The following is a 21,574-nucleotide window of genomic DNA, read 5'->3' on the forward strand; positions in this document are numbered from 1 at the left end:
GAAGTGTTGGGTATTTATTGAATGTCCTCATTTTTTAAATCAATTATGTAAGTTTCTGCTTCGGAGATACTCTAAAAGGAGTTTCGGACGATCGGTCTGGATGATATCAATATCGTTTTCAACAAACCAGTCATATACAGATGGATTTATAGCTGCTCTCTCATCGTCGTGACCACCATTGTGATGTGGCCAAAGTGCATTGACCCAAACAGATGAACCCTTGGCCCTGATGTCGTCAAAATATTCCACTATCTGAAGCGTATCTTGCGGAACCGTAAACTCAAAGGCTACAGGTTTCAAATACTCCAAATATTCATCTACGATAGCCTGTGAATCTGGGTTTTTTGCCCTTACAATCGGCATGAAATAAACTTTATCAAGATATTCCCCAAATTCATCCTTGACCTGTTGATAAGGTATTGCCCCCTTGATTATTACCTGTTTTTCGGTTCCGGTGTCTTGAACCACTTCATAGCATTTGGCAAAGATGTTGTAGCTCTTATCCAAGTTGACCAAGATTTTCCCTTTGCACAATCTGAGGGCTTCTTCCAAGGTTGGGATTTTGTGTGGTGTTTCGTGCCCGATGCCATCACGTAGCTGCAGCGTTTGCAGATAATCCCAAGTCAGCTCCGTTACTTTTCCAGTGCCCGTTGTTGTTCTATCTATGGTCTCATCATGCATCAATATCAGTTGGCCATCTTTGGTTTGGCGCACATCGATCTCGACCATGTCTACACCCATTTTGATGCAATTTTCAATGGCCTGTAATGAATTTTCTGGAGCGTTTCGCCAGTCACCTCTATGGGCAACCACCATGATTTCCTGGTTTCTGGAGTTCTGAAGATTGTCAATAAGACTTTCAATGGATGTACCTTTTTGAGCATCGGTTGGGGTTGTTGCCGATTCTTTTGAAACAGGAATCGTTTTGACTTCCTGCTTGCATGAAACAAAACAGAACAGCATAAGCACCAACACTGTAAAAAACCTTGAATTCATATCTAGATTATCATGTAAAGGGAAGGCACCATGGCCTTCCCTTTTTATTTATATTAATATCCTGGATTTTGTTCTATAAAGTCTGGATCGGTATCGATTTGGCTCTGCGGAATTGGCAAGACCAAATTATTGTCATTAATGGTTACGCCAGCATTGTTACTTGCGAAAAAGGCGTTCATCACCTCTATTGCCGTACCATAGCGCTTTAGATCGAGCCATCTTTTTCCCTCACCGACCAATTCAAATCTGCGTTCCTGTCTTATTGCAGATCTTACGTCAGCTTGTGATGTTGCAGTTGTGCCAGCCAGACCTGCTCTCGAACGGATACGGTTCAATTGTATGATGGCCTCTGGAGTCTGTCCATTCTCATTCAGTGCCTCTGCGTATTTCAATATGACATCGGCAAAACGTATAATGATGTGGTCGGTGCCCCCGTCATCGGCCCCAGTGGCCGAAACTTCATATTTGGTCAAGAAATAAAAAGGATTGGCATCTGGGTCAATGGCCACATAATCGTCAAGACGTGTGTCACCGGCCTCAAACAAGTCAATAAATGCCTGTGTGGGTAAATTATGGCCTTTGGCATTTGCCGTTGTCCCAGAAGGTCTAAATTGTGACCCTGCTGAACTTCCTTCATCACTTCCATCGGCATCAAAGCCACTTGCATACTGAACTTCAAAGAGGATTTCTGCATTGCCCTCATTGGCCTCCCCGAATATTTCCGAAGTACTGGGCATTAATTCAAACTGTCCTGAATTTACTACAGCCTCTAGATTGGTCAGTGCTCCTGAAAAATTACCCAATGTCAATTGTACATCTGCCAACAGGGCCTGGGCGGTCCCAGAAGCAGGCCTTCCGGGGAGTTTTGCGGCAGGAAGATCTTGGACCGCATCGGTTAAATCTGCAGTTATTTGGGCATATACCTCGGTTGAAGGTGTCCTGCCCAGTCCGAAGAAATCGAAAGGGCTCTCCGTCTCTTCGACTACCAAGGGAACATCACCATACAAACGTACCAGATTGAAGTACAACAAGGCCCTTACAAACTTCATCTCACCAATTCTATTGGTCTTTGTGGAAGCATCTTCAAATTCAATATCATTTATTCGATTCAGCACTACGTTGGTTCTTTGAATGCCCCTGTAAGACTCTCTCCAGATATCGCCGACCAAATCATTTGCCGGATTGGTGGAGAAATCGTCCAATTGTCCAAATCGGCCTCCATCGTTGGCCGCGATCTCCTCAAAAGTATCCTCAGCGGGTATTTCGCCTACACCGATGAGGTCAAGACCATATAGCCCATTGTTTTGCAATTGGGCATAGACACCTATAATGGCACTTTCTATCTCCTGCTCGTTTGAAAAGAAATTGTCGGCTGACTTTTCTGAGATGGGTACGATATCGAGTTCGTCATCACACGAAAAGAACCCGAGCAAGACTATCATGATCAGAAATATGTTCTTTGTATAATTCATTTTATCTTGTTTTATCTTATTAAAATTTTACGTTCAGTCCAAGGGCAATGAAACGTGTTACAGGGCTAGTTGACGTAATCCACCCTCTAGTAAGTGTTTGTCTCTCGTTGGTACGTGTATCTAGTCCGTCAGGATTATAACCTCGGTAATTCGTAATATTGAAGATGTTATTCCCAGTAAGGTAGATTCGCAAGGCTTGCACCCCTAAATGGTCAGTGACTCCATTCTGGAAATTATATCCCAACTGAAGGCTTCTTAACCTAAAATAGTCGGCATCTAGAACTGACAGACTTGATGCCCTGGTAATTCTTCCGGCTGAAGAAAAGCTCGAAAAGTCGGGTCTTCTAAAGAAACCATCAGGGTTTCTATCGTTGAAGTAGTTGTCCACATAATATTGTGAGGGCACAAAAAAACCTTCTCCACTTTCTGCATCATATACCATGTTGTCTGCTGCCTTACGTCCCTCAATGCCTTGAAACTGAGCATTTAAATCAAAACCTTTGTAGTTCATGGAAAAACCAAAACCATAGGTGAAATCAGGATTATAATCCCCAAGTCTTACCCTGTCATCAGGTGTAATCTGACCGTCACCGTCAGCATCTCGAACCACATAATCACCCACTTCGGTTCCTGCAAGAGGGGTAACGGTCTCTGAATCAATTTGTTCTTGCGTTCTATACACTCCAATAATATCGTAGGTATAAAACTGGGCTATATTGCCTCCAACCTCAGTCAAAAAGGGCATCCCCCCATTCGTCTGGATGATTTGTTCCTGACCCTCCCCGAGTGCCAAAACTTCATTTTCATTTGTGGTTATATTGGCATTGAATCCAAAGCGGAAATCACCCAATTCAAAATTGTTTGCGCTTATTTCAAGCTCGAAACCCCGGTTTTCCAACTCTCCGATATTCTGTAAAGATTCTGAAAACCCCGATTGTTGTGGCACAGGAACGTCCAGTAAAAGGTCTTTGGTCTTAGAATTGTAGTATTCAGCCGTAAACAGAATCCTATTTTCCAAAAAGCCCAAATCGATTCCGAGGTTCAATGCTGTGTTCGTTTCCCATGAAAGGTCAGGATTGGGTGACGTTCTTGTGAATGAGCCGGATTCCAATTGTCCATCAATGGTATAATTTTCAGGTGCTACAAGTGCAATGGAAGCAAAGTCACGAATTTGGTTGTTACCCGTTTGTCCCCAACTGGCCCGCAGTTTTGTAAAGCTCAAAAAACCGTCTTTAGGAAAGAAACTCTCGTTACTGAGCGTCCATCCGACAGAAGCCGATGCAAAATCCCCGTATTTTGTATTGGCTCCGAACCGTGATGATCCATCTCTTCGGTAAGAAGCAGATATAGAATATCGGCCATCGAAATCGTACTGCAATCGACTGAAATACGAAACTAGAGCCCATTTGCTTCTTATTATCTGGGCAGCCGGATTGGTCGCCCCTGAAATGTTCCGCAAGTTGTCATCAGCGAAATTAACGCTCTCTAACCTGGTTCTAAAGAAATTTTCCTCTTGAAAGCTAAATCCTAAAAGCGCATCAAAGTTGTGTTTCCCGAACATGTTGTTGAAGGTCAATAGGTTTTCGGTGATATAGTTTTCTCTTCTATCGTTGTTTTCAAAGGCTTGGGTCAAGCTATTGGCGACCGGTGTCCTATAGTTTCCAATACTTGAAGGGGCAAAAAATTCTGAGAAAGTACTGTTGTAATCACCGCCGAAAGAAGTCTTGAACTTTAAGCCGTTCCAAATGTCCACTTCTATATAGGTGCTCCCGAAAACCCTGAACCGACGTTCAAAAAAATCGGTCAGCTCTGCCTTGGCAATAATGTTTTCGGAAATTGGTCCATCCCAATTATCATTATTGTCGTCGATCTGATTGGCAATGGCAAAAGAACCATCTGAGTTGAAGATGGGATAATAAGGATGCATTAAGACAACAGAGTAGGCCGGATCTGGTTGATCAAGGGGATCGGTATCATGGGCTGACCATCCACGCTCGCCAGTCGGATTTGAATTCACTAGAGATATATTGGATGTCACCCCAAATCTGATGCGGTCGCTGATTTGAGTATTCACTTGGATGTTTGAAGTGTACCTCTTGTAATCTGATGAAATGATAATGTTATCTTGGTCTAAATAACCAAATGAAATGGAATAATCGGTTTTTTCAGTTCCACCCCTAAGATTGAGATAGTGGTTCTGTTGTGCAGCTGTTCGAAATACGGCATCCGTCCAATCTGTATTGGTCAGGCCGGGTTGACCATCTAGGTAACCTTGCAAAAACGGCTGTATCCTACTTCGCTTACCGCCCCCATTTGCATCTCTAGTGGCATTATCATCATTTATACTTCTGTTTGGGCCTCCAGAAATATAGCCAAAGTTTCGTGCATCAAAATCAAACTGGGCAGTTGCATAAGCATCTGCCAATTGAAATTTATCTACCCGGTCTTGAAAACCATAATAGGTATCATAAGTGACCTCCATTTTTCCCTGTCTTCCTTTTTTGGTCGTAATCAATATTACCCCGTTCGAAGCCCTAGAACCATAAATAGAGGCAGATGCGGCATCTTTAAGAATATTGACAGATTCAATGTCTTGGGTGCTAATAGAACTAAAGGAAGAACCTTCAGTAAGTGGATTACCGTCTACAACGATTAAGGGATTCGTGCCTGCGGTCAGTGTGCTCAGACCCCGTATTTGAATTACCGAATTCTCTCCGGGGTTCTTTCCATTTCCCACAACCTGAACACCGGCTATATTACCAGACAGGGCCTGTTCAAAGTTGGCTGAGGAAAAGTTATTGAGTTTTTCGGTTTCTACTTTGGAAACCGCCCCATTGAATTTCTCTTTGGTCGTAGTTCCATAACCTATAATTACTACTTCTTCAAGCCGGCTCGTATCGGGTTGTAATTGCACATCTAACCGGGTCTGTCCATTCAATGTCACTTCTTGTGTTGTATATCCTAAATATGAGAATTCAAGAATTGCTTCGGCACCTGATAGTTCGATCGAATAATTGCCATCGAAATCGGTGCTTACCCCGTTTGTGGTTCCCACTTCCACAACGCTTGCCCCCGGTAATGGCCGACCATTTTCGTCAACCACGGTACCGGTTACCGTCAACTGAAGGGCTGGTGTGCTATTGATGACCGGATCGTCATTTTTTTTTGGGGAGGATTTTCGCGCTACAAGATGGATCAATCTATCTGTCTCGTCTGGGTTATCTATTTCCTCTATTGCAAATGCTGTTTTGGTGTTGCCAAAAACTTGTTTTAGAACAGTTGCAATGGACCTCTTTTTCACCTTTACGGTGACCAAACGATCTACATCTACATCCCTGGTCCTGTAAACAAACCTGAAATCTGTGCTGTTCTCTATTTCGTCAATCAGTTGTTTGACAGAAACATTCTCTAAATCAAGTGTTACGCTGTTACCCTGTGAATATGAGTTGGCCTGCATGGTAAAAATGGCCATGAACAGAAGCAGCGTACTGATTTTCATCTTTAAGTCATATTTGAATAAGAATGATGAGCTTCTAGTTCTCCAAAGAAGATTTTTCATACTTTTATAGTGTTTTTACGTGATTAATAAAGTTTCTTTATGATCACATCTTTAAATCGGGAAATGTTCCAGCATTTTCCGATTTTTTTATGGTGATCTTTTGTTGTTAGTTTTTAAGTTTTATTTCATTGACTTTTGGTTTTTGGTTGTTATTTAATAGTTATTGTTCTATCGTTAATTTCATACTCTATTCCATGATAGATACTTAAATTTTTAAAGACCCTTTCAATGCTTACTTTGTTAAAGCTTGCACTAAACCTCTCATCGGATATTTTTTTATTCTCATTGATGATGGTTACATCATAGTGCCGTTCAAGTTTTTTGACCATGTTACCAAACGGCATGTCTCTAAAGACCAATTCCCCTTCCATCCATGAGGTATAGATATCGGTAATTACCTTAGAGGTGGAAATCTCATGATCTTCCTTGGAAAAGCTCCCCATATCACCAGGCACCAAAGTGATACCTTCAGTACCCACATCATTTGCATTCGCTGCATAAAGGCCTACAGAACCCTCAACAAGGACGACTTCAGAGACGGTGTCTTCCGGATAGGCGTGCACATTGAATTGTGTACCCAATACTTTTATGTTCAGTTCATTTGCATTGACCACAAATGGATGTAGTGAATCTTTGGCCACCTCTAAAAATGCCTCTCCTGTTATGAAGGTCTGCCGTTCCATTCCTTCCAGAAACTGAGTTGGGTATTTAATGGATGATCCTGAATTCAAATGAACCTTGGTACCGTCTGATAGCAAAATCTCAAATCTTTTGCCATAGGGTACGGTCAAAGTATTATAAACCAATTCCGTTTTAATACTTGACTTATCATAAATCAATACGTTCTTGTCTTGTCTTCCTAATTTGCCCCCCTTAGAATTCAATATGTCGGCGGTCTCGCCCTCTTCAATAATCTTGATGGTCCCGTCTTCAAGCTCAAGTGTTATGGCATTCTGGGGTATTTCATTCGTTTTTTGATCAGTTGTCAAATAAAACAAACTCATCAACCCCACTGCCCCTATAAATATGGCGGCAACTGAAACTGCCCTCCAATTTATTTTCTTCTTCGGTTTGGGTCCAGTACGATTCTCTATGACCTTCCACATAGACTCGCGCATCTGGGCCTTTCCCTGTTCATTATATATGGGAGGTTCACTCGTCTTACCCAGCTCTTCCTGAAATTTTTGAAGTAATTCCTCTTCTTCCTTGGTAAGGGAACCATTGATGGATTTCTCCATTAATCTTCTGAATTCTTTTTCCTGCATAAACTATTGCACTATATAAATGGGAACCATAACGGAACCGATGTTCACCTAAAAAATAGCATTTTAACATTTTTTTAACAAAATAGGATTTAGGAAATCCGTGAATTTTCAGGTCTAACCGAGTTCAGTTCACACAACTAGACCAAGAAGAACAAAAAAATGGAAAGGGTATGCCGAAGTGATTTTAAAGCTAGGGATATGTTATTTTGGACTGACCGTTTCGATATACCCAAATAATCAGCTATTTCATCATTGCTATATTGCTCGATTCGGCTTAATTCAAAAATTTGTCTACATTTTGGGGGAAGGTTCTCCAATGACCTTTTGATACGATTTTGGGTCTCATCCAAATCAAATTGTTGCAAAATTTCTGGCTGGGAAGGTGGCCGCAGATTTTCAATGATTTCTATTTGGGTTTCATCAAATTTTTTATCCCGATAATATTTAAAACAGCCATTTCGTACCGCTCTGAACAGGTATGCCTCTAAATTCGAAATTTGAATATCTGAACCAAGATGCCACAGATTGATCCATACTTCTTGTACAATGTCTTTGGAAACATTTTTATCCCTTACAATAGCATGGGCTTTGGAGAGCATCGGTTCCCAATAGAGCTCGAATAATCTTCGAAAAGCTCTCTTGTTACCATTTCTTACCTCCGCTATAAGAAGCTTGTTTGTTTGGCTATTGTCTTTGGGCATTGGCCAGACCTTTGATAATAATAAATGTATTCAAATATTGCCAAATATGAAAAATTGATAGGATAAGTTGACGTACTTAACAAAATATTGATGTAAATTTTAAAGAGTATTCCATTACGCCAAAAGTGATTCGATTTCAGTTAAATTGACAGCAGAGCTGAAAGTCATAGTTAGATATTACCCAAAGGAAAAAAGGCCAGCCGAGTTTTTGTTTTTAGCCAACTATGATGGAAGTAATGAAAAGTTCATAGCGTATAATTCCCATTGAAGAAGAGTACATAAACTTTTTAAAAGTCATAGCTAGAGATGCGTGAATTGAATCAAATCTGACACCTGCTCTATACGTCATTCTTGGGCCACAATTGCCAAATATCTAGGTGTTCGGCTACCGGTGATTGGTGAAAGCCACCATTCGTTAAAAACTACAGGGATTTACCTAAAGGACTTTGATGATTCAGTATTAGATGAGGTTAATGATTTAGTCACCCCTTAAGATGTTTTCCCATATACTTTTCGATAATAAAAATAAATCAGGGCAATAAGAAGTATTTGAATCACAGTGGCAAAAATTGAACCCTCGAAACCAAAATCCCCTCCATTTACAAGGTTCGCTTCAATTACCTTAAATTCAATAAGCGAATAAGAATTTTGCCCGCTCACATTATATCCAAACAGAGATTGAAAAAAATTCCAGCTAAAATGAAGTGATATCGGCAACCACAGATTTTTATTGAAAAGATATGATAGTCCAAGCAGCAGTCCGGCTAAAAAAAGATTTAATAACCCTATTAGATTAATATTCGGATTAAAACCATGCATCAAAGCAAACAAGATTGCCGAAACAATTAGTCCAATATATGGGCCAAATGACCATGTCAAGTTGCGAAGAACATAACCTCTAAACAAAGTCTCTTCAGTAATTGCGATAATCAAAAACAAAACTATGGATTGGAGAATTTTCGAACTTGAAAAGTCTATTTGAGTTATTTGTAACTGTTCAAATTCTATACTTATCAAGAGACCAGAAGCGAGGGCAAAAAACCCTAATAAAAGGCCAACAAAAATTGAAGAATATATGTTCTGATTTCGAAACCCCACATCGATAAATGGCCTTCTGTCCACATATTTCATGAAAATGAATAGCACCAAAAAAGTTCCGATAGCGCCCAAAAAGGCCAACACAATAGACTGTAATAAAGAAGGGGCTTTCAGCATATTGTTTTCAACCCCCAATAGGAAAATTCCCAAGTATTGGAAGCTACCCACAAAAAGAAGATAGGGAAGTACGAATAAAATGAGGTGTTTCCAGCCTTTACTGCTTAGTTTCCCTTCCATTTAATAGCAAAGTAAGTTTTAAAATATCGTAAAAAGCTTAAACCCCTTTGTAACTATTTTTAGTAAATAAAAATTCTAACATCTGGGACACTGAAATTCGAATATACTTACTGGAATCTAGAGTTGATTTAAAAGAATTACATAATCATTAATTAATAAAATCTCAAATCTAAAATCAATAAGTAAGTAAAAATCGTCCAGAATATTTTTTCTGGACGATTTTTCTATACTCTGATAGAGAAGGACGAGTTTTATTTAATGCCATTGTTTAATCCATCCTTAAAACCGCCTACAAAATCATTGGCTTCTGCCATAACTATTCGATAAAGATCATATAACCAACCTCCACCATTTAGTTCTACGGCCTCTTTACTGCTTAATTCAATCATATTATTTTCCATGACTAAAATTTTATTTCTGTGCAAAATAGACTATCATATCCGTGTGTGCGGTTATCGCTCCATTAGGTCCTCCGTACCTTACTGCAGCTCCTAAAACCCAACCAATTCCTCTACCTAACCAAGAACCTCCTTCAAGAGATTTTTGGGCTGGATCATTCAATTCTTCAAGTCCAAAATTTTCCATTTAATTTGTTTTAATATTTAACATTGTTCTTTTAACCAAAACCAAGAATTCTCTTGCGCGCTGTTTTGATTTCATGGTAAAGATGTTCAACTACACTCTCATTTTTTGAGAGTTAAGAAATAAAAATGTTAAAATTTCAAAAGCTCATTAATATTTATAAATCCAAAGCCTCCGGATAGGTTTGAAGGCTTCCCCCTTATTTTACTGGTGATTAAGGAAGGATTAACTTTGTTCTTCCTTGGCGCCCGGGGTTGCAAATAAAAAACCACAGAGCAGTGCTCTGTATTTTCACATTTTACCTCGCTTATGAAGGCGGTGGCCTTCAACGCTCCATAAAATGTAAAACCACGCCTTCCGCGTGGTTTTTTGAGTGTTGTGATCGCGGCAGGATTGAGCGAGGTCATCACTGCAACGCTCCGCGTTGAGAACCAACAAAAAGAAACCGTAACCTGCGCAAAACAAAAAAGCAAGCTATTGGTTTCGCTTGCTTTGGTTTCAACCTTTTTGTTGGTTCATTCGTGATCGCGACAGGATTCGAACCTGTGACCGTCTGCTTAGAAGGCAGATGCTCTATCCAGCTGAGCTACGCGACCATAGATATTTAAAAATAAAACAAAAAACCGGACACTTTGTCCGGTTGTTTTTGTCGGGGTGGCAGGATTCGAACCTGCGACCTCCTGCTCCCAAAGCAGGCGCGATAACCGGGCTACGCTACACCCCGTACTGAGCGTTATAAAATGCCTTGTCGACATTTTGGCAAAAGGGCCAGCTGGTCTGTGGGCCTTTCTTAGCTCACTCTGGCGGAGAGACCGGGACTCGAACCCGGGCAGCACTTACGCGCTGACAGATTAGCAATCTGCTCCGTTACCACTCCGGCACCTCTCCAATATTTAAACGAACTCCGCTAAAAAGCGGATGCAAAAATACTTTTTCAATTGTAAGGAAGCAATTATTTTTTTAATTATTTGGCTATAATCTTGATAAAGAACTCAAAGTGCCTCTTTTGCCCTCTGGGGTTATGGTCTTGACATCTAAAAGCACACTTTTGAGATTTTTGGGAACAATGAACTCTAGGGAAGCCTCTCCATTTTCATCTGTTCTTAAAGTGGGGTTCCAATATAAAGTTGAAAGGCTTTTGGTCTTTGATGATTTTCTTTTTTTTGAAGCAAAGTAATCTTCCACGTCAATAGGGGGTTGAAACCCTTCAAAAGTGATCTGTGCTTCATTTCTATTTACAGACTCCGTTGAATAGGCACCTTGGTTGGTGTAGATCATAATCACCCCGCCCGAGCCCCGGGTTCCGTATATGGCGGCGTTGGCCCCAAAAAGCAGTTCAATGCGCTCTACATCAGAAAATGGAACCATGTCCATCACTTCCCTTAACTTGCTCGGCTGCGTGCCTGATGATGCAGAATTATCAATGTCATTTCCAAATGATATAAAATCACTTGCAGATGATGTGGCCGCCCCTAATGGGGGAGCGTAATACGAATCTTGACTTAGGGGAAAACCATCTACTACCCATAACACGGGCCCAGCGCCTGCCATAGCTGGTAGTACCAAAGAGGGGTTTAAATCTCCCAGTCCGGAAACATATACCCCCGGAATGCCCAAGAACAGTTCGGGCAAGGTTTTTGGTCGTTCAGGATTTTGGTAGACCACCCTGCTTGGTTCAATGCCGTACACCGATGCCGAAACTTTGCCCAACTTTCTTTGCCCGATCAAGGTAACGGCTTCCAAAGCAATCAAATTGGAAGGCTTGTCTTCAAAATCAAAGTCTGACAATCGTTTTTGGGGTATCATCTGTCCGCTTTGCTGAACTTGTTCACGGGCCTCAACGACCGCTCCTTTGTCCATTTGTAGCTTGGGTAACTCATATCGATAGGGAATTACCTTTACCAATTGTTCTTTGACGTTTTTACCCTCTCTTCTAAATGTCATGGTCACCTCGCCTTCAAATTGAAGCCCTGTTAGAGTAAACAGGCCTTTTGAATTGGTGTCAACTTCCCTTACTTCAATATCTTTCTTGTCTTTGATAAAAATTTGGATCTTGTCGTTGGCCAACAGGCTATTGTTCAAATCATAGGCCTGACCATAGAATTCCAAACCATTTTGAAAAGAATAGCTGATTTGATCGGGTAACTCGTTTTCGGGGGCCATTGATGTTGTTTCAGGAAAGCGTTGGGCCAAAACCTTGAGATCTTTCAAAAAACTAATACCTCGTTCATCGCTTGCCTGTGCCATCGCATCAGCGATGTTGTCAACATTTTTAATGCTTACCATGACCTCAGAAGAAACAGGATTGCCTTCAACATCGATCAACCGTAATTTATAACGAACCTTTCGCTTGCCTTCTTCTATGGGCCGGGATTCTTCGACAAAGCTAAACCTAAGATTTTTTTCACCGATATAAAAGGGTCTTTCCGCCCATATTTGGTCATATGCATCGACCAAGGTTAGATGTAACAAACCTTCGGGGAGACCTTCTTTTTTGATATCTACCTCGACAAAGTCTTTGTTATTATCAAACTTGATTTCAGATGTTATATACTCCTTGTCTTTATTGGTGCCCTTAAGGTAATATGTTCCATCCTGTAAACCTTCTGTGATACCGACCCTGACCTGTATTTTTTCATCATTAATGTTACTGGCATGAAGTACTGCTCCCTCTTCTAGGGATGGTGCCAACCTGATTTTTTCTCCTTCACGTCTTTCAAAATAATAGGTTTCACCTTCGCCCGGCACAAATGTAAAAGTTGCCAAACCACTGCCATAATCCATCACCTGGGCCACCAACATGCCTTTTTCATCAATAATGGCTCCGTTAATGGCACCTCCGTCACTGTCTGATATAACGACTCTATTTTCAAGGCCGGTCACGAAGTGACCACCTTCTGCGACGATGCTTATCGATCGGTTCTTATAATCTTCCCCTTTTTTTGATTTTGAGACCAAGATTTCTTTTACAGGAAGGCTTTCTTCCCCATAGTTCAACATCCAACGGGTGTAGGCCCTTAGGTAATATTTGCCGTCATCGATTTTTTTGGGGAGCTCGATGATGCCATCCGTAGAACCCTTTTCAATTCTATGGTATTGGTCAATGACCAGATTGCCTTTGGTATCTAAAAGCTCTACACGAAGCACGGTGCTTGCACTTATGCGCAATTGTTTGGGTCCTGTAAGCACATAAGCTTTAAAAAAAAGGGTTTCTTTAGGTTTGTATACTTCTGAATCTGTATGTAAAAGAACCTGTTCACGCCATATGGCGAGCGAATCTTTCTGTGTATTCTGGTAGAACGGTTTAGCTTGGTGAAAAGAACGTGATAATTCAGCTTGGGGACCATGGGCTTGAGATTGTGCAAGAAGAAAAAAGCCAAAAACGAAGCAAGCTGTGAGCAGGAACCTTTTTTTCATAGTTTTACTATTAGTTATAGAAGGAATACTTTTAAGCCTAACTAAAGTTAGCATATTAAACCAGAAAAACCTCCTTGTTTTTCAATTCTTTAACGATCTACTCTGGATATTCTACCCTTAAATGGTAAATATTGGTGAGCTTTTTCTTCAAGACCTTTTTGACCGCTTCAATTTCTTTGAAAGTGATATTGGCGTTTAAGAATTGATTGGCCGCAATTTGGCCTTGCACAATTTTCTCAACAAAATTGTCGATGATGGGATACGTAGGTTCTTTGAGACTTTTTGAAGCTGCTTCAACTGCATCTGACATCATTAATATTGCTGTTTCTTTTGAGAATGGAATGGGGCCGGGATATTTAAAATCAGAATCCTTGGCAGTTTCATCCATTTCTTGCTGCTTTTTATAAAAATAATAGACCAAGGTAGTGCCGTGATGGGTTCTGATAAAATCAATGACCCTATCGGGAATCTTGTTTTTCCGAGCTATTTCTATACCTTCAATCACATGGTCGATTATGATTTTTGCACTTTCTTTAGGCGGCATGTCGTCATGCGGATTTGCATTTGTCGTCTGATTTTCGGTAAAAAAAGTAGGCCGGTTCATTTTGCCAATATCATGGTATAACGCGCCCACCCTGACCAACATGGCATTGGCCCGTATTTCATTGGCGGCGGCTTCGGCAAGATTGGCCACTTGTAGTGAGTGGTGAAAGGTGCCCGGAGCTTTGTTTGCCAATTCTTTCAGAAGTTTTGAATTGGTATCTGAGAGCTCCAATAACGAAACATCTGAAACCAACTTGAAGATTTTTTCATACAGGTATATAAGTGGCATGGCAAATAGGGTGATCATGCCGTTTAACAGAAAGATTCCGAAGGTTATCCATTCAATTCCACTGATATTTCCCTCATGAATGATGTGAAAGGCAAAATATCCCACAATATAAATCAGCGTGATTTGACCGACCGATACAAAAAGATTGGCTCTTTTATATAGTTCCGAAACGGTAAGTATGGTGACAATGCCCGCTATTATTTGCAAAAAGATGTATTCAAAGCTGTTGGGCACCACAAAACCCAATATCAGAATGGTGAGCACATGAACGAAAAGCCCCAATCTTGCATCGAAGAAGTTTTTGAGAATCAACGGCAGAATACAGAGCGGTACCACATAAACATAGGCCTCATTGGTCTTGACCACCAAAGTGGTCACGAAGACCATCAAGATGACATTGAAAAAAATAAAGGTCACCTTGTTATCGTTGGCATATATTTCTGGTCGATATTTCTTCAAGAACAAAAAGAGCATCATCAATACCAAGGCGACCAATACCGCATAGCCGAACATGATATAATAAAAATTGTCGCCTTTCCAGAGCTCTGACTCAAACTCTTCTTTTAAGGAAGTGAGCATTTTTAAATTTTGAGACTCGACCACTTCACCTTTGGCTATGATCAAGGTGCCTTGCGAGACCTCACCCCTGGTAATGGATATCTGTGAAAGTTCTTCTTGCAATGCTTTTTGTGTGAGCTCTTCATTGAGCAGCACATTGGGTCTAAGAACCCCGGTAAGGGCTTGGTACAATATGCCAGATCCCACACCAAGATTTTGGTCATTGATCTCGGCTTGAATGAACGTTTCGGCTTTTTGCACATCTCTAATAAATATGCTGCCCAAAGTCTGGGCTTGGTTGTCTTTGACCAAAGCCACCGTACCGCTAGTGGGAAGTGAAGGAAAAATCCCATTTTCATACACTTGGTCAAGCAGTTCACTGCCGATTGCAAAAAAACGGTTGTATTGGCTATTGGTCAGACTACCTTGATCTTTCGTGTTTCTGAGACCCTTCTCAAAATCTGATAAGACATCTTGAAAGATTTGATCGTCAAAAGAATAATATACCACCTCACTGTCGCGTATGGCTTGCCGTTCTTCCGCTATTTCTTCATCTGTTTTCTTGATGGTAAAGTCGATCGGAGCGTATAGGTTTTCGTATTGCCATGGTTTTCCTTTTTGAAATTCATATTTGAATTTTCCCCCTCTGGGAAAAAAGAAAACGATAAGGGCAGCCGATACGACATAAAGAAAATACTTGTAAATAACCGATTGGTTCTTGTAAAAGCCATCTAAAGTCTTTCCCATCTTTTAGCAGTGTGCTTCAAAAATAGAAAAATATAGGATAGGGTTTTCAAAAGATAAGAATGTCAATCGCCTGACATTAAATTTGTATTTTCGCAGCAGTCAAAACTAGGTTATGAAAGATGTTGTCATCGTATCTGCCGTAAGAACCCCGATTGGAAGTTTTATGGGCGCGCTCTCTAGTGTTCCTGCCCCTAAATTGGGTGCAATTGCCATTAAAGGCGCTCTTGAAAAAGCGGGAATAAAGCCTGAGACGGTAGATGAAGTATTAATGGGCAATGTGGTACAGGCCGGTACGGGCCAAGCCCCGGCACGCCAGGCGGCCCTATATGCCGGAATTCCTGATACAGTACCTTGTACCACGGTCAATAAGGTTTGTGCCTCAGGCATGAAAGCGGTGATGCAAGCTGCCCAATCCATTGCATTGGGCGATACCGATATTGTTGTGGCCGGAGGTATGGAGAGTATGAGCCTAATACCCCACTATGTGCATATGCGGAACGGCCAAAAATTTGGCCCCGCCACTTTGGTCGATGGAATGCAGAGAGACGGTTTGGTCGATGTCTACGATCAACATGCGATGGGTGTATGTGCCGATGCCTGTGCGGTTGAACATAATTTCTCTAGGGAAGAGCAAGATGCTTTTGCGATTCAATCGTATGAGAGGTCTGCAAAGGCTTGGAATGAAGGTAAGTTTGCAGATGAGATCATTCCTGTTGAGGTCCCGCAGCGTAGGGGAGAACCCATTGTCGTTTCGGAGGATGAGGAATACAAGAACGTGAAGATGGATAAGATTCCGAACTTACGCCCAGCTTTTTCAAAAGAAGGCACAGTCACGGCAGCGAATGCTTCTACCATCAATGATGGTGCTGCAGCATTGGTACTCATGAGTGCCGAAAAGGCTGCAGAGCTTTCCATAAAGCCGATGGCCAAGATTGTCAGTTATGCCGATGCGGCCCAAGAACCCAAATGGTTTACCACAGCGCCAGCGAAGGCATTGCCAAAAGCGCTGGCAAAGGCTGACCTAAAGATCGGAGACATAGATTATTTTGAGTTCAATGAGGCTTTTTCGGTAGTGGGTCTCGCCAATATCAAACTTCTTGGGCTAACCGATGAAAATGTCAATGTAAACGGTGGGGCCGTTTCTTTAGGCCACCCACTGGGTTGTTCAGGTGCTCGAATATTGGTCACGTTGTTGAACGTTCTTGAGCAGAAAAATGCCAAAAAAGGTGCAGCGGCGATATGCAATGGTGGAGGTGGCGCTTCTGCAATGGTTATTGAACGATAAATGCAGCGCCAGCTTTCATGAAGTACGGTATCTGTCCTTTAAGTATTGTTCCCGTTAGGGCCGATAAAGAATACATGGCCGAAATGACCTCGCAATTGCTTTATGGGGAAGGCTTTAAAGTTTTGGAACAGCAAAAAAAGTGGTCGAAGATCCGTAACGCCTATGACCACCATGAAGGATGGGTCGAAAACGGGCAATACCGTGAAATTACTGAAGATGAATATAAAGGATTGACCTCTGGGGCGGAAGAACTGTCGCAAGACCTTATAGCGCATATAGCTCTTTCCAATCAAAGCTTGATGCCCATTTTGTTCGGTTCGATTACCAGTGGAAGCCAATTGTTGAAGCACCACTTTGAGGGCAATGCGGTGCAGGGTGCCAAGAAAAAGAAAAACTTGGTCGAAACCGCCTTGCTCTATTTGAATGCGCCGTTTCTCAGTGGTGGCAAGACCCCCTTTGGGGTCGATGCTTCCGGATTTTCACAAATGGTGTACAGAATTAATGGATATCAATTGAAAAGGGATGTTGAAGAACAATCTAGAGAAGGCCAAGCCCTTAGTTTCATTGAGGAGAGTGAGCCGGGCGACCTCGCTTTTTTTGATGATAAGGAAGCCAGGATCGATCATGTCGGGATCATTTTGCCCGACAATTACATCATTCATGTCAACGGTAGGGTGAGAATCGATAGATTGGACCATACAGGCATTTTCAACACCGAAATCAATAGATATACCCATCAACTTAGGGTGATCAAGAAAATAGCATAATAAAAAGGGCCTTGATTTTTGGTCAAGACCCCTTTTTTAAAATAATTAGAGAAAATACTATTCGCCCAACAACTTCTTGACTCTCATGAAGTTTTCAGTGTCGCCCAAGGCGCCATAAATATTCTTTAACTGGGTAAGAATGCTTTCGTTATCGGGATTTGCCTTAAGGGCCTCTTCCAAAACCGTTGCACCTTCTTGGAACAAATCGTCCTTTTTCTGCTTCAATTCTTCATATCGTTCGGTATCGGCCCTTGAAGTACCCAAACTGTTCATCTCATCGATAAGGGCATTGCCTTCGTTTACATAAGTGGTTGAAAGGTTCAACAATGCATTCACATAACTAGGATCGACTGCGAGTGCTTTTTTATAGGCATCACGGGCTTCCTCAATATTTCCTTGCTCCATATTGATGACGCCAATATTATAAAGAAGATCAGGATTGTCAGGAGCCATTGCAGATGCTTCGGCCATCAACTCCTTAAACTTGTCTTTGTCGCCCATGGTGTAATAGAGGTTTGCTTTGTTCAAGACAAGGTTCACGTCATCAGGATTACTTTTGATAGCATCTTCATAAGCCGCCAAGGCTTCTTCATTTTTGCCCTGCTGTTGATAGATCAAGGCAATGTTCTTGACGATTTCCGCTTTTTTTGAAGGAGTCTTTTCTTCCTTGAAATCTTTGTACGCATTCGACTTTTTGTAAAGGTCGTATTCTTGTGCGGCCATCTCAACAGTCTCGCCACTTGCAATCTCGGTTGCAGAATATTTTGTTTCTGAACCGTCATAGTTCAGCTCTTTTAGTTCATTGTAGTAGGCCAACGCCTCGTCATAGTGTGCGCCATTTACCGCACTACTGGCCGCATAATAAAGATAGATGGTGTCAGTAGGGCTAAGCTTAAAGCTCATATAGAGTTTTTCGGCACCTTCTTTGAATTTCTTATTGTTATTGTCAGCAACTGCCGCATTGACCAGATCAGAGGTCATCTGCGAAAGCTTTTGCTTGGCCTCATTTGAATATTTGGCTTTACCGCTTTCTTCTTCTACAGAAATAGTTTTCTGATAAGCTTCAATGGCGGGTTCGAAGGCACCTGTGTCTCCTTTTTGCGCCAAATCGGCATATACATTTCCTTTGACAAAGTAGTAGTGTGCCTGCAATTTGGCATCGGCCCCGTCAACGGTTGAGGCGGCTCCTTCCAAAGCTGCCTTGGCCGTAGCGGCATCACCATTTTTCATGGCTTTTTCAGCAGCTTTTATTTCATCTTTCTGTGCAAAGCCCACTGTAGTTGCCAATACAGTGAGTGCTATTAAAATTCGAGTTTTCATCAGTAATGCAATTTAGTATTTAGTTTGTTTATTTTTCAGTTTCGTCTTTACCTTCATCAAGAGCCATGCCATCTTCGCCTTTTACCTCTATATTGCGCAGTTCGGTATCATCAACCGCATCTTCATCTTTCATCACTTTGGCCACCGCCGCGATAGAATCACTGTCTTTCAGATTTATCAATTTGACCCCTTGGGTCGCACGCCCCATTACCCTAAGATCTTCAACACTCATTCGAATGGCAATGCCCGATTTGTTGATGATCATGAGGTCATCGGAATCACTGACATTTTTTATGGCCACCAAATTACCGGTTTTTTCGGTAATCGATATGGTCTTTACCCCTTTGCCACCTCTATTGGTAATGCGATAATCATCGATGGTCGATCGCTTACCATATCCATTTTCAGATACAACAAGGATGTCATCTTCAAAATTATGCACTGAGATCATGCCTATGACCTCATCATTTTCATGGGCTAGGGAGATACCCCTAACACCCGCCGCGTTACGACCCATGGGCCGTGTTTTGCTTTCCTCAAAGCGAATCGCCTTGCCCGATTTAAGGCCTAAGAGAATTTGGCTGGTACCGGTTGTCAATTTGGCCTCTAACAGTTCATCATCTTCACGAATCGAAATAGCGATGATACCATTTTGTCGTGGACGCGAATACTGCTCTAAAGATGTTTTTTTGACCGTACCTTTTTTGGTGGCCATAATGACGTAATGCGAGTTCACATAATCTTCGTCTTTTAGGTCACGGGTACAGATAAAGGCTTTGACCTTATCGTCTTGGTCAATGTTGATCAGGTTTTGAATGGCCCTTCCCTTTGAAGTTCTACTTCCTTCGGGAATTTCAAAGACGCGCATCCAGAAGCATTTTCCCTTTTGGGTGAAAAAGAGCATATATTGATGATTGGTGCCCACAAAAAGATGCTCTAAGAAATCCTCATTTCGAGTAGAGGAAGCCTTTTGACCGACTCCACCGCGGTTCTGTGTCTTATATTCTGAAAGGGGAGTACGTTTTATGTATCCGGCGTGCGAGATGGTAATGACCACTTGCTCATCGGGAATCATGTCCTCAATGCTGAGATCGCCCCCTGCAAAATTGATTTCAGACCTACGGTCGTCACCATATTTTTCCTTTACCTGAAGAAGTTCTTCTTTGATGATATTCATTCGGCGTTCTTTCTTGGCCAGAATATCCTTGAGGTCTTCTATGGTCTTTAAAAGCTCGTCATATTCTTCGCGAAGCTTATCTTGCTCAAGTCCCGTTAATTGGCGCAATCGCATCTCAACGATGGCCTTGGCCTGAACTTCGGTCAGTTTGAAGCGTTTGATAAGGTTGCTTCTGGCCTCTTCAACATTTGAGGAAGCCTTAATGATCTCGATTACCTCGTCAATATTATCAGAAGCGATGATGAGACCCTGCAAAATATGGGCCCGGTCTTCAGCTTTTTTGAGTTCAAACTGGGTTCTTCTCACAACCACTTCGTGACGATGCTCCACAAAATGGTGTATGATATCCTTTAAGTTCAACAACTGAGGCCTACCCTTCACCAATGCAATATTGTTGACACTGAATGAAGACTGGAGTGCCGTATATTTGTACAGCATGTTGAGCACTATGTTGGGTATTGCGTCACGTTTCAACACGTAGACAATGCGCATACCTTTTCGATCAGACTCATCACGAATGGTCGAAATACCCTCAATTTTCTTATCGTTGACAAGGTCTGCCGTCTTTTTGATCATTTCGGCCTTGTTTACCTGATAAGGTATTTCGGTTACGATGATACATTCTCTTCCTTGAACCTCTTCAAAGGTCGCCTTGGCCCTCATGACCACTCTGCCACGACCGGTATGAAATGCCTCTTTGACACCATCGTAGCCATATATGATTCCCCCAGTAGGGAAATCAGGGGCCTTGATATGCTGAATCAACTCATCGATTTCGATAGTATTGTCGTCGATATAGGCAATGGTGCCATCGACCACTTCAGAAAGGTTATGTGGTGGCATGTTGGTGGCCATGCCCACGGCAATGCCCGAAGCACCGTTTACCAAAAGATTCGGGATTTTGGTGGGAAGCACTGTCGGTTCTTCCAACGAATCATCAAAATTCAACTGGTGATCGACCGTGTCTTTGTCGATATCGGCCAACATCTCATCAGCGATTTTTCGCATCCGGGCCTCGGTGTATCGCATGGCCGCCGGACTATCACCATCGATGGATCCAAAATTGCCCTGGCCATCGATGAGCATGTAGCGTAGGCTCCATTCCTGTGCCATACGAACCATAGTATCATAAACGGAAGTGTCGCCGTGGGGGTGGTACTTACCCAGTACCTCACCTACGATACGCGCCGACTTTTTATGGGAACTGGTTGAACGAACACCCAATTCGTGCATCCCGTAAAGTACCCTTCGATGAACTGGTTTTAGACCATCCCTGACATCTGGCAGGGCACGTGACACAATGACCGACATCGAATAATCGATGTAGGCAGATTTCATCTCATCCTCTATATTGATAGGTATCAATTTTTCTCCTTCAGCCATACTAAAATCCTAATGATTTTTGAGGTTAAAACATCGGGGCAATATACGCAAATTCACCACTTTGACAGAATTCGAAAAACACTTTATTCAAAATTTTATCAACATCAAATGTTATTGATTTTTAGAGTCGTCCACTCGTTAAAAAAACACAAAAAAGCACTTTTTTTCGTCATTTCGA

Annotated in this window: 14 protein-coding genes and 3 tRNA genes; 2 read left to right on the plus strand and 15 right to left on the minus strand. The window is 41.8% G+C overall.

Annotation, left to right across the window (positions count from 1 at the left end):
- Window positions 1-39 precede the first annotated feature (39 nt).
- From L0P89_RS13450 to L0P89_RS13515, 13 genes are all read right to left on the minus strand, one after another.
- Window positions 40-996, minus strand: a complete 957-nt coding sequence (locus tag L0P89_RS13450; RefSeq protein WP_235265635.1) for a glycerophosphodiester phosphodiesterase family protein — start codon at window positions 994-996, stop codon at window positions 40-42.
- Between the two features lie 53 nt (window positions 997-1,049).
- A complete protein-coding gene (locus L0P89_RS13455) occupies window positions 1,050-2,468 on the minus strand; it encodes a RagB/SusD family nutrient uptake outer membrane protein (RefSeq protein WP_235265636.1) in 1,419 nt (472 codons plus the stop codon).
- A 19-nt stretch (window positions 2,469-2,487) separates the two neighbouring features.
- The gene (locus tag L0P89_RS13460; protein WP_235265637.1) at window positions 2,488-5,967 is read right to left on the minus strand and encodes a TonB-dependent receptor; all 3,480 of its coding nucleotides are present in this window, start codon (window positions 5,965-5,967) and stop codon (window positions 2,488-2,490) included.
- A 209-nt stretch (window positions 5,968-6,176) separates the two neighbouring features.
- Entirely contained in the window at window positions 6,177-7,292 is a 1,116-nt protein-coding gene (locus tag L0P89_RS13465) for a FecR family protein (RefSeq protein ID WP_235265638.1), read from the minus strand.
- Between the two features lie 137 nt (window positions 7,293-7,429).
- Window positions 7,430-7,993, minus strand: a complete 564-nt coding sequence (locus L0P89_RS13470; protein ID WP_235265639.1) for an RNA polymerase sigma-70 factor — start codon at window positions 7,991-7,993, stop codon at window positions 7,430-7,432.
- Between the two features lie 489 nt (window positions 7,994-8,482).
- Complete coding sequence (locus tag L0P89_RS13480; protein ID WP_235265640.1) at window positions 8,483-9,328, minus strand: CPBP family intramembrane glutamic endopeptidase; 846 nt, start codon at window positions 9,326-9,328, stop codon at window positions 8,483-8,485.
- 251 nt (window positions 9,329-9,579) lie between these two features.
- A complete protein-coding gene (locus L0P89_RS13485; RefSeq protein ID WP_235265641.1) occupies window positions 9,580-9,729 on the minus strand; it encodes a hypothetical protein in 150 nt (49 codons plus the stop codon).
- A 10-nt stretch (window positions 9,730-9,739) separates the two neighbouring features.
- Entirely contained in the window at window positions 9,740-9,913 is a 174-nt protein-coding gene (locus tag L0P89_RS13490; RefSeq protein WP_235265642.1) for a hypothetical protein, read from the minus strand.
- A 519-nt stretch (window positions 9,914-10,432) separates the two neighbouring features.
- Window positions 10,433-10,506: transfer RNA gene (locus L0P89_RS13495), tRNA-Arg, on the minus strand.
- A gap of 53 nt (window positions 10,507-10,559) precedes the next feature.
- Window positions 10,560-10,634, minus strand: a tRNA-Pro gene (locus tag L0P89_RS13500).
- Window positions 10,635-10,711: 77 nt separating this feature from the next.
- A tRNA-Ser gene (locus L0P89_RS13505) sits at window positions 10,712-10,798 on the minus strand.
- Between the two features lie 84 nt (window positions 10,799-10,882).
- On the minus strand, window positions 10,883-13,327 hold the full coding sequence (locus L0P89_RS13510; RefSeq protein WP_235265643.1) for a Plug domain-containing protein: 2,445 nt from the start codon (window positions 13,325-13,327) through the stop codon (window positions 10,883-10,885).
- A gap of 97 nt (window positions 13,328-13,424) precedes the next feature.
- Window positions 13,425-15,464 (minus strand): HD family phosphohydrolase, encoded by a 2,040-nt coding sequence (locus L0P89_RS13515; RefSeq protein WP_235265644.1) that lies wholly within the window; start codon window positions 15,462-15,464, stop codon window positions 13,425-13,427.
- A 112-nt stretch (window positions 15,465-15,576) separates the two neighbouring features.
- On the opposite strand from L0P89_RS13515, the gene L0P89_RS13520 reads away from it, so the two are divergent.
- Together L0P89_RS13520 and L0P89_RS13525 are read left to right on the plus strand one after the other, a co-directional pair.
- Window positions 15,577-16,749, plus strand: a complete 1,173-nt coding sequence (locus L0P89_RS13520) for an acetyl-CoA C-acyltransferase (protein WP_235265645.1) — start codon at window positions 15,577-15,579, stop codon at window positions 16,747-16,749.
- A 17-nt stretch (window positions 16,750-16,766) separates the two neighbouring features.
- The gene (locus tag L0P89_RS13525) at window positions 16,767-17,516 is read left to right on the plus strand and encodes an NlpC/P60 family protein (protein ID WP_235265646.1); all 750 of its coding nucleotides are present in this window, start codon (window positions 16,767-16,769) and stop codon (window positions 17,514-17,516) included.
- 57 nt (window positions 17,517-17,573) lie between these two features.
- Here the strand turns inward: L0P89_RS13525 and L0P89_RS13530 are convergent, their stop codons facing one another.
- Complete coding sequence (locus tag L0P89_RS13530; RefSeq protein WP_235265647.1) at window positions 17,574-18,836, minus strand: tetratricopeptide repeat protein; 1,263 nt, start codon at window positions 18,834-18,836, stop codon at window positions 17,574-17,576.
- Between the two features lie 28 nt (window positions 18,837-18,864).
- Window positions 18,865-21,396, minus strand: coding sequence for a DNA gyrase subunit A (gene gyrA, locus L0P89_RS13535; protein ID WP_235265648.1), 2,532 nt, complete (start codon window positions 21,394-21,396; stop codon window positions 18,865-18,867).
- Window positions 21,397-21,574: the final 178 nt, after the last annotated feature.

Origin of the sequence: Muricauda sp. SCSIO 65647 (assembly GCF_021534965.1) — a bacterium.
In the GTDB taxonomy this organism is placed as follows: domain Bacteria; phylum Bacteroidota; class Bacteroidia; order Flavobacteriales; family Flavobacteriaceae; genus Flagellimonas_A.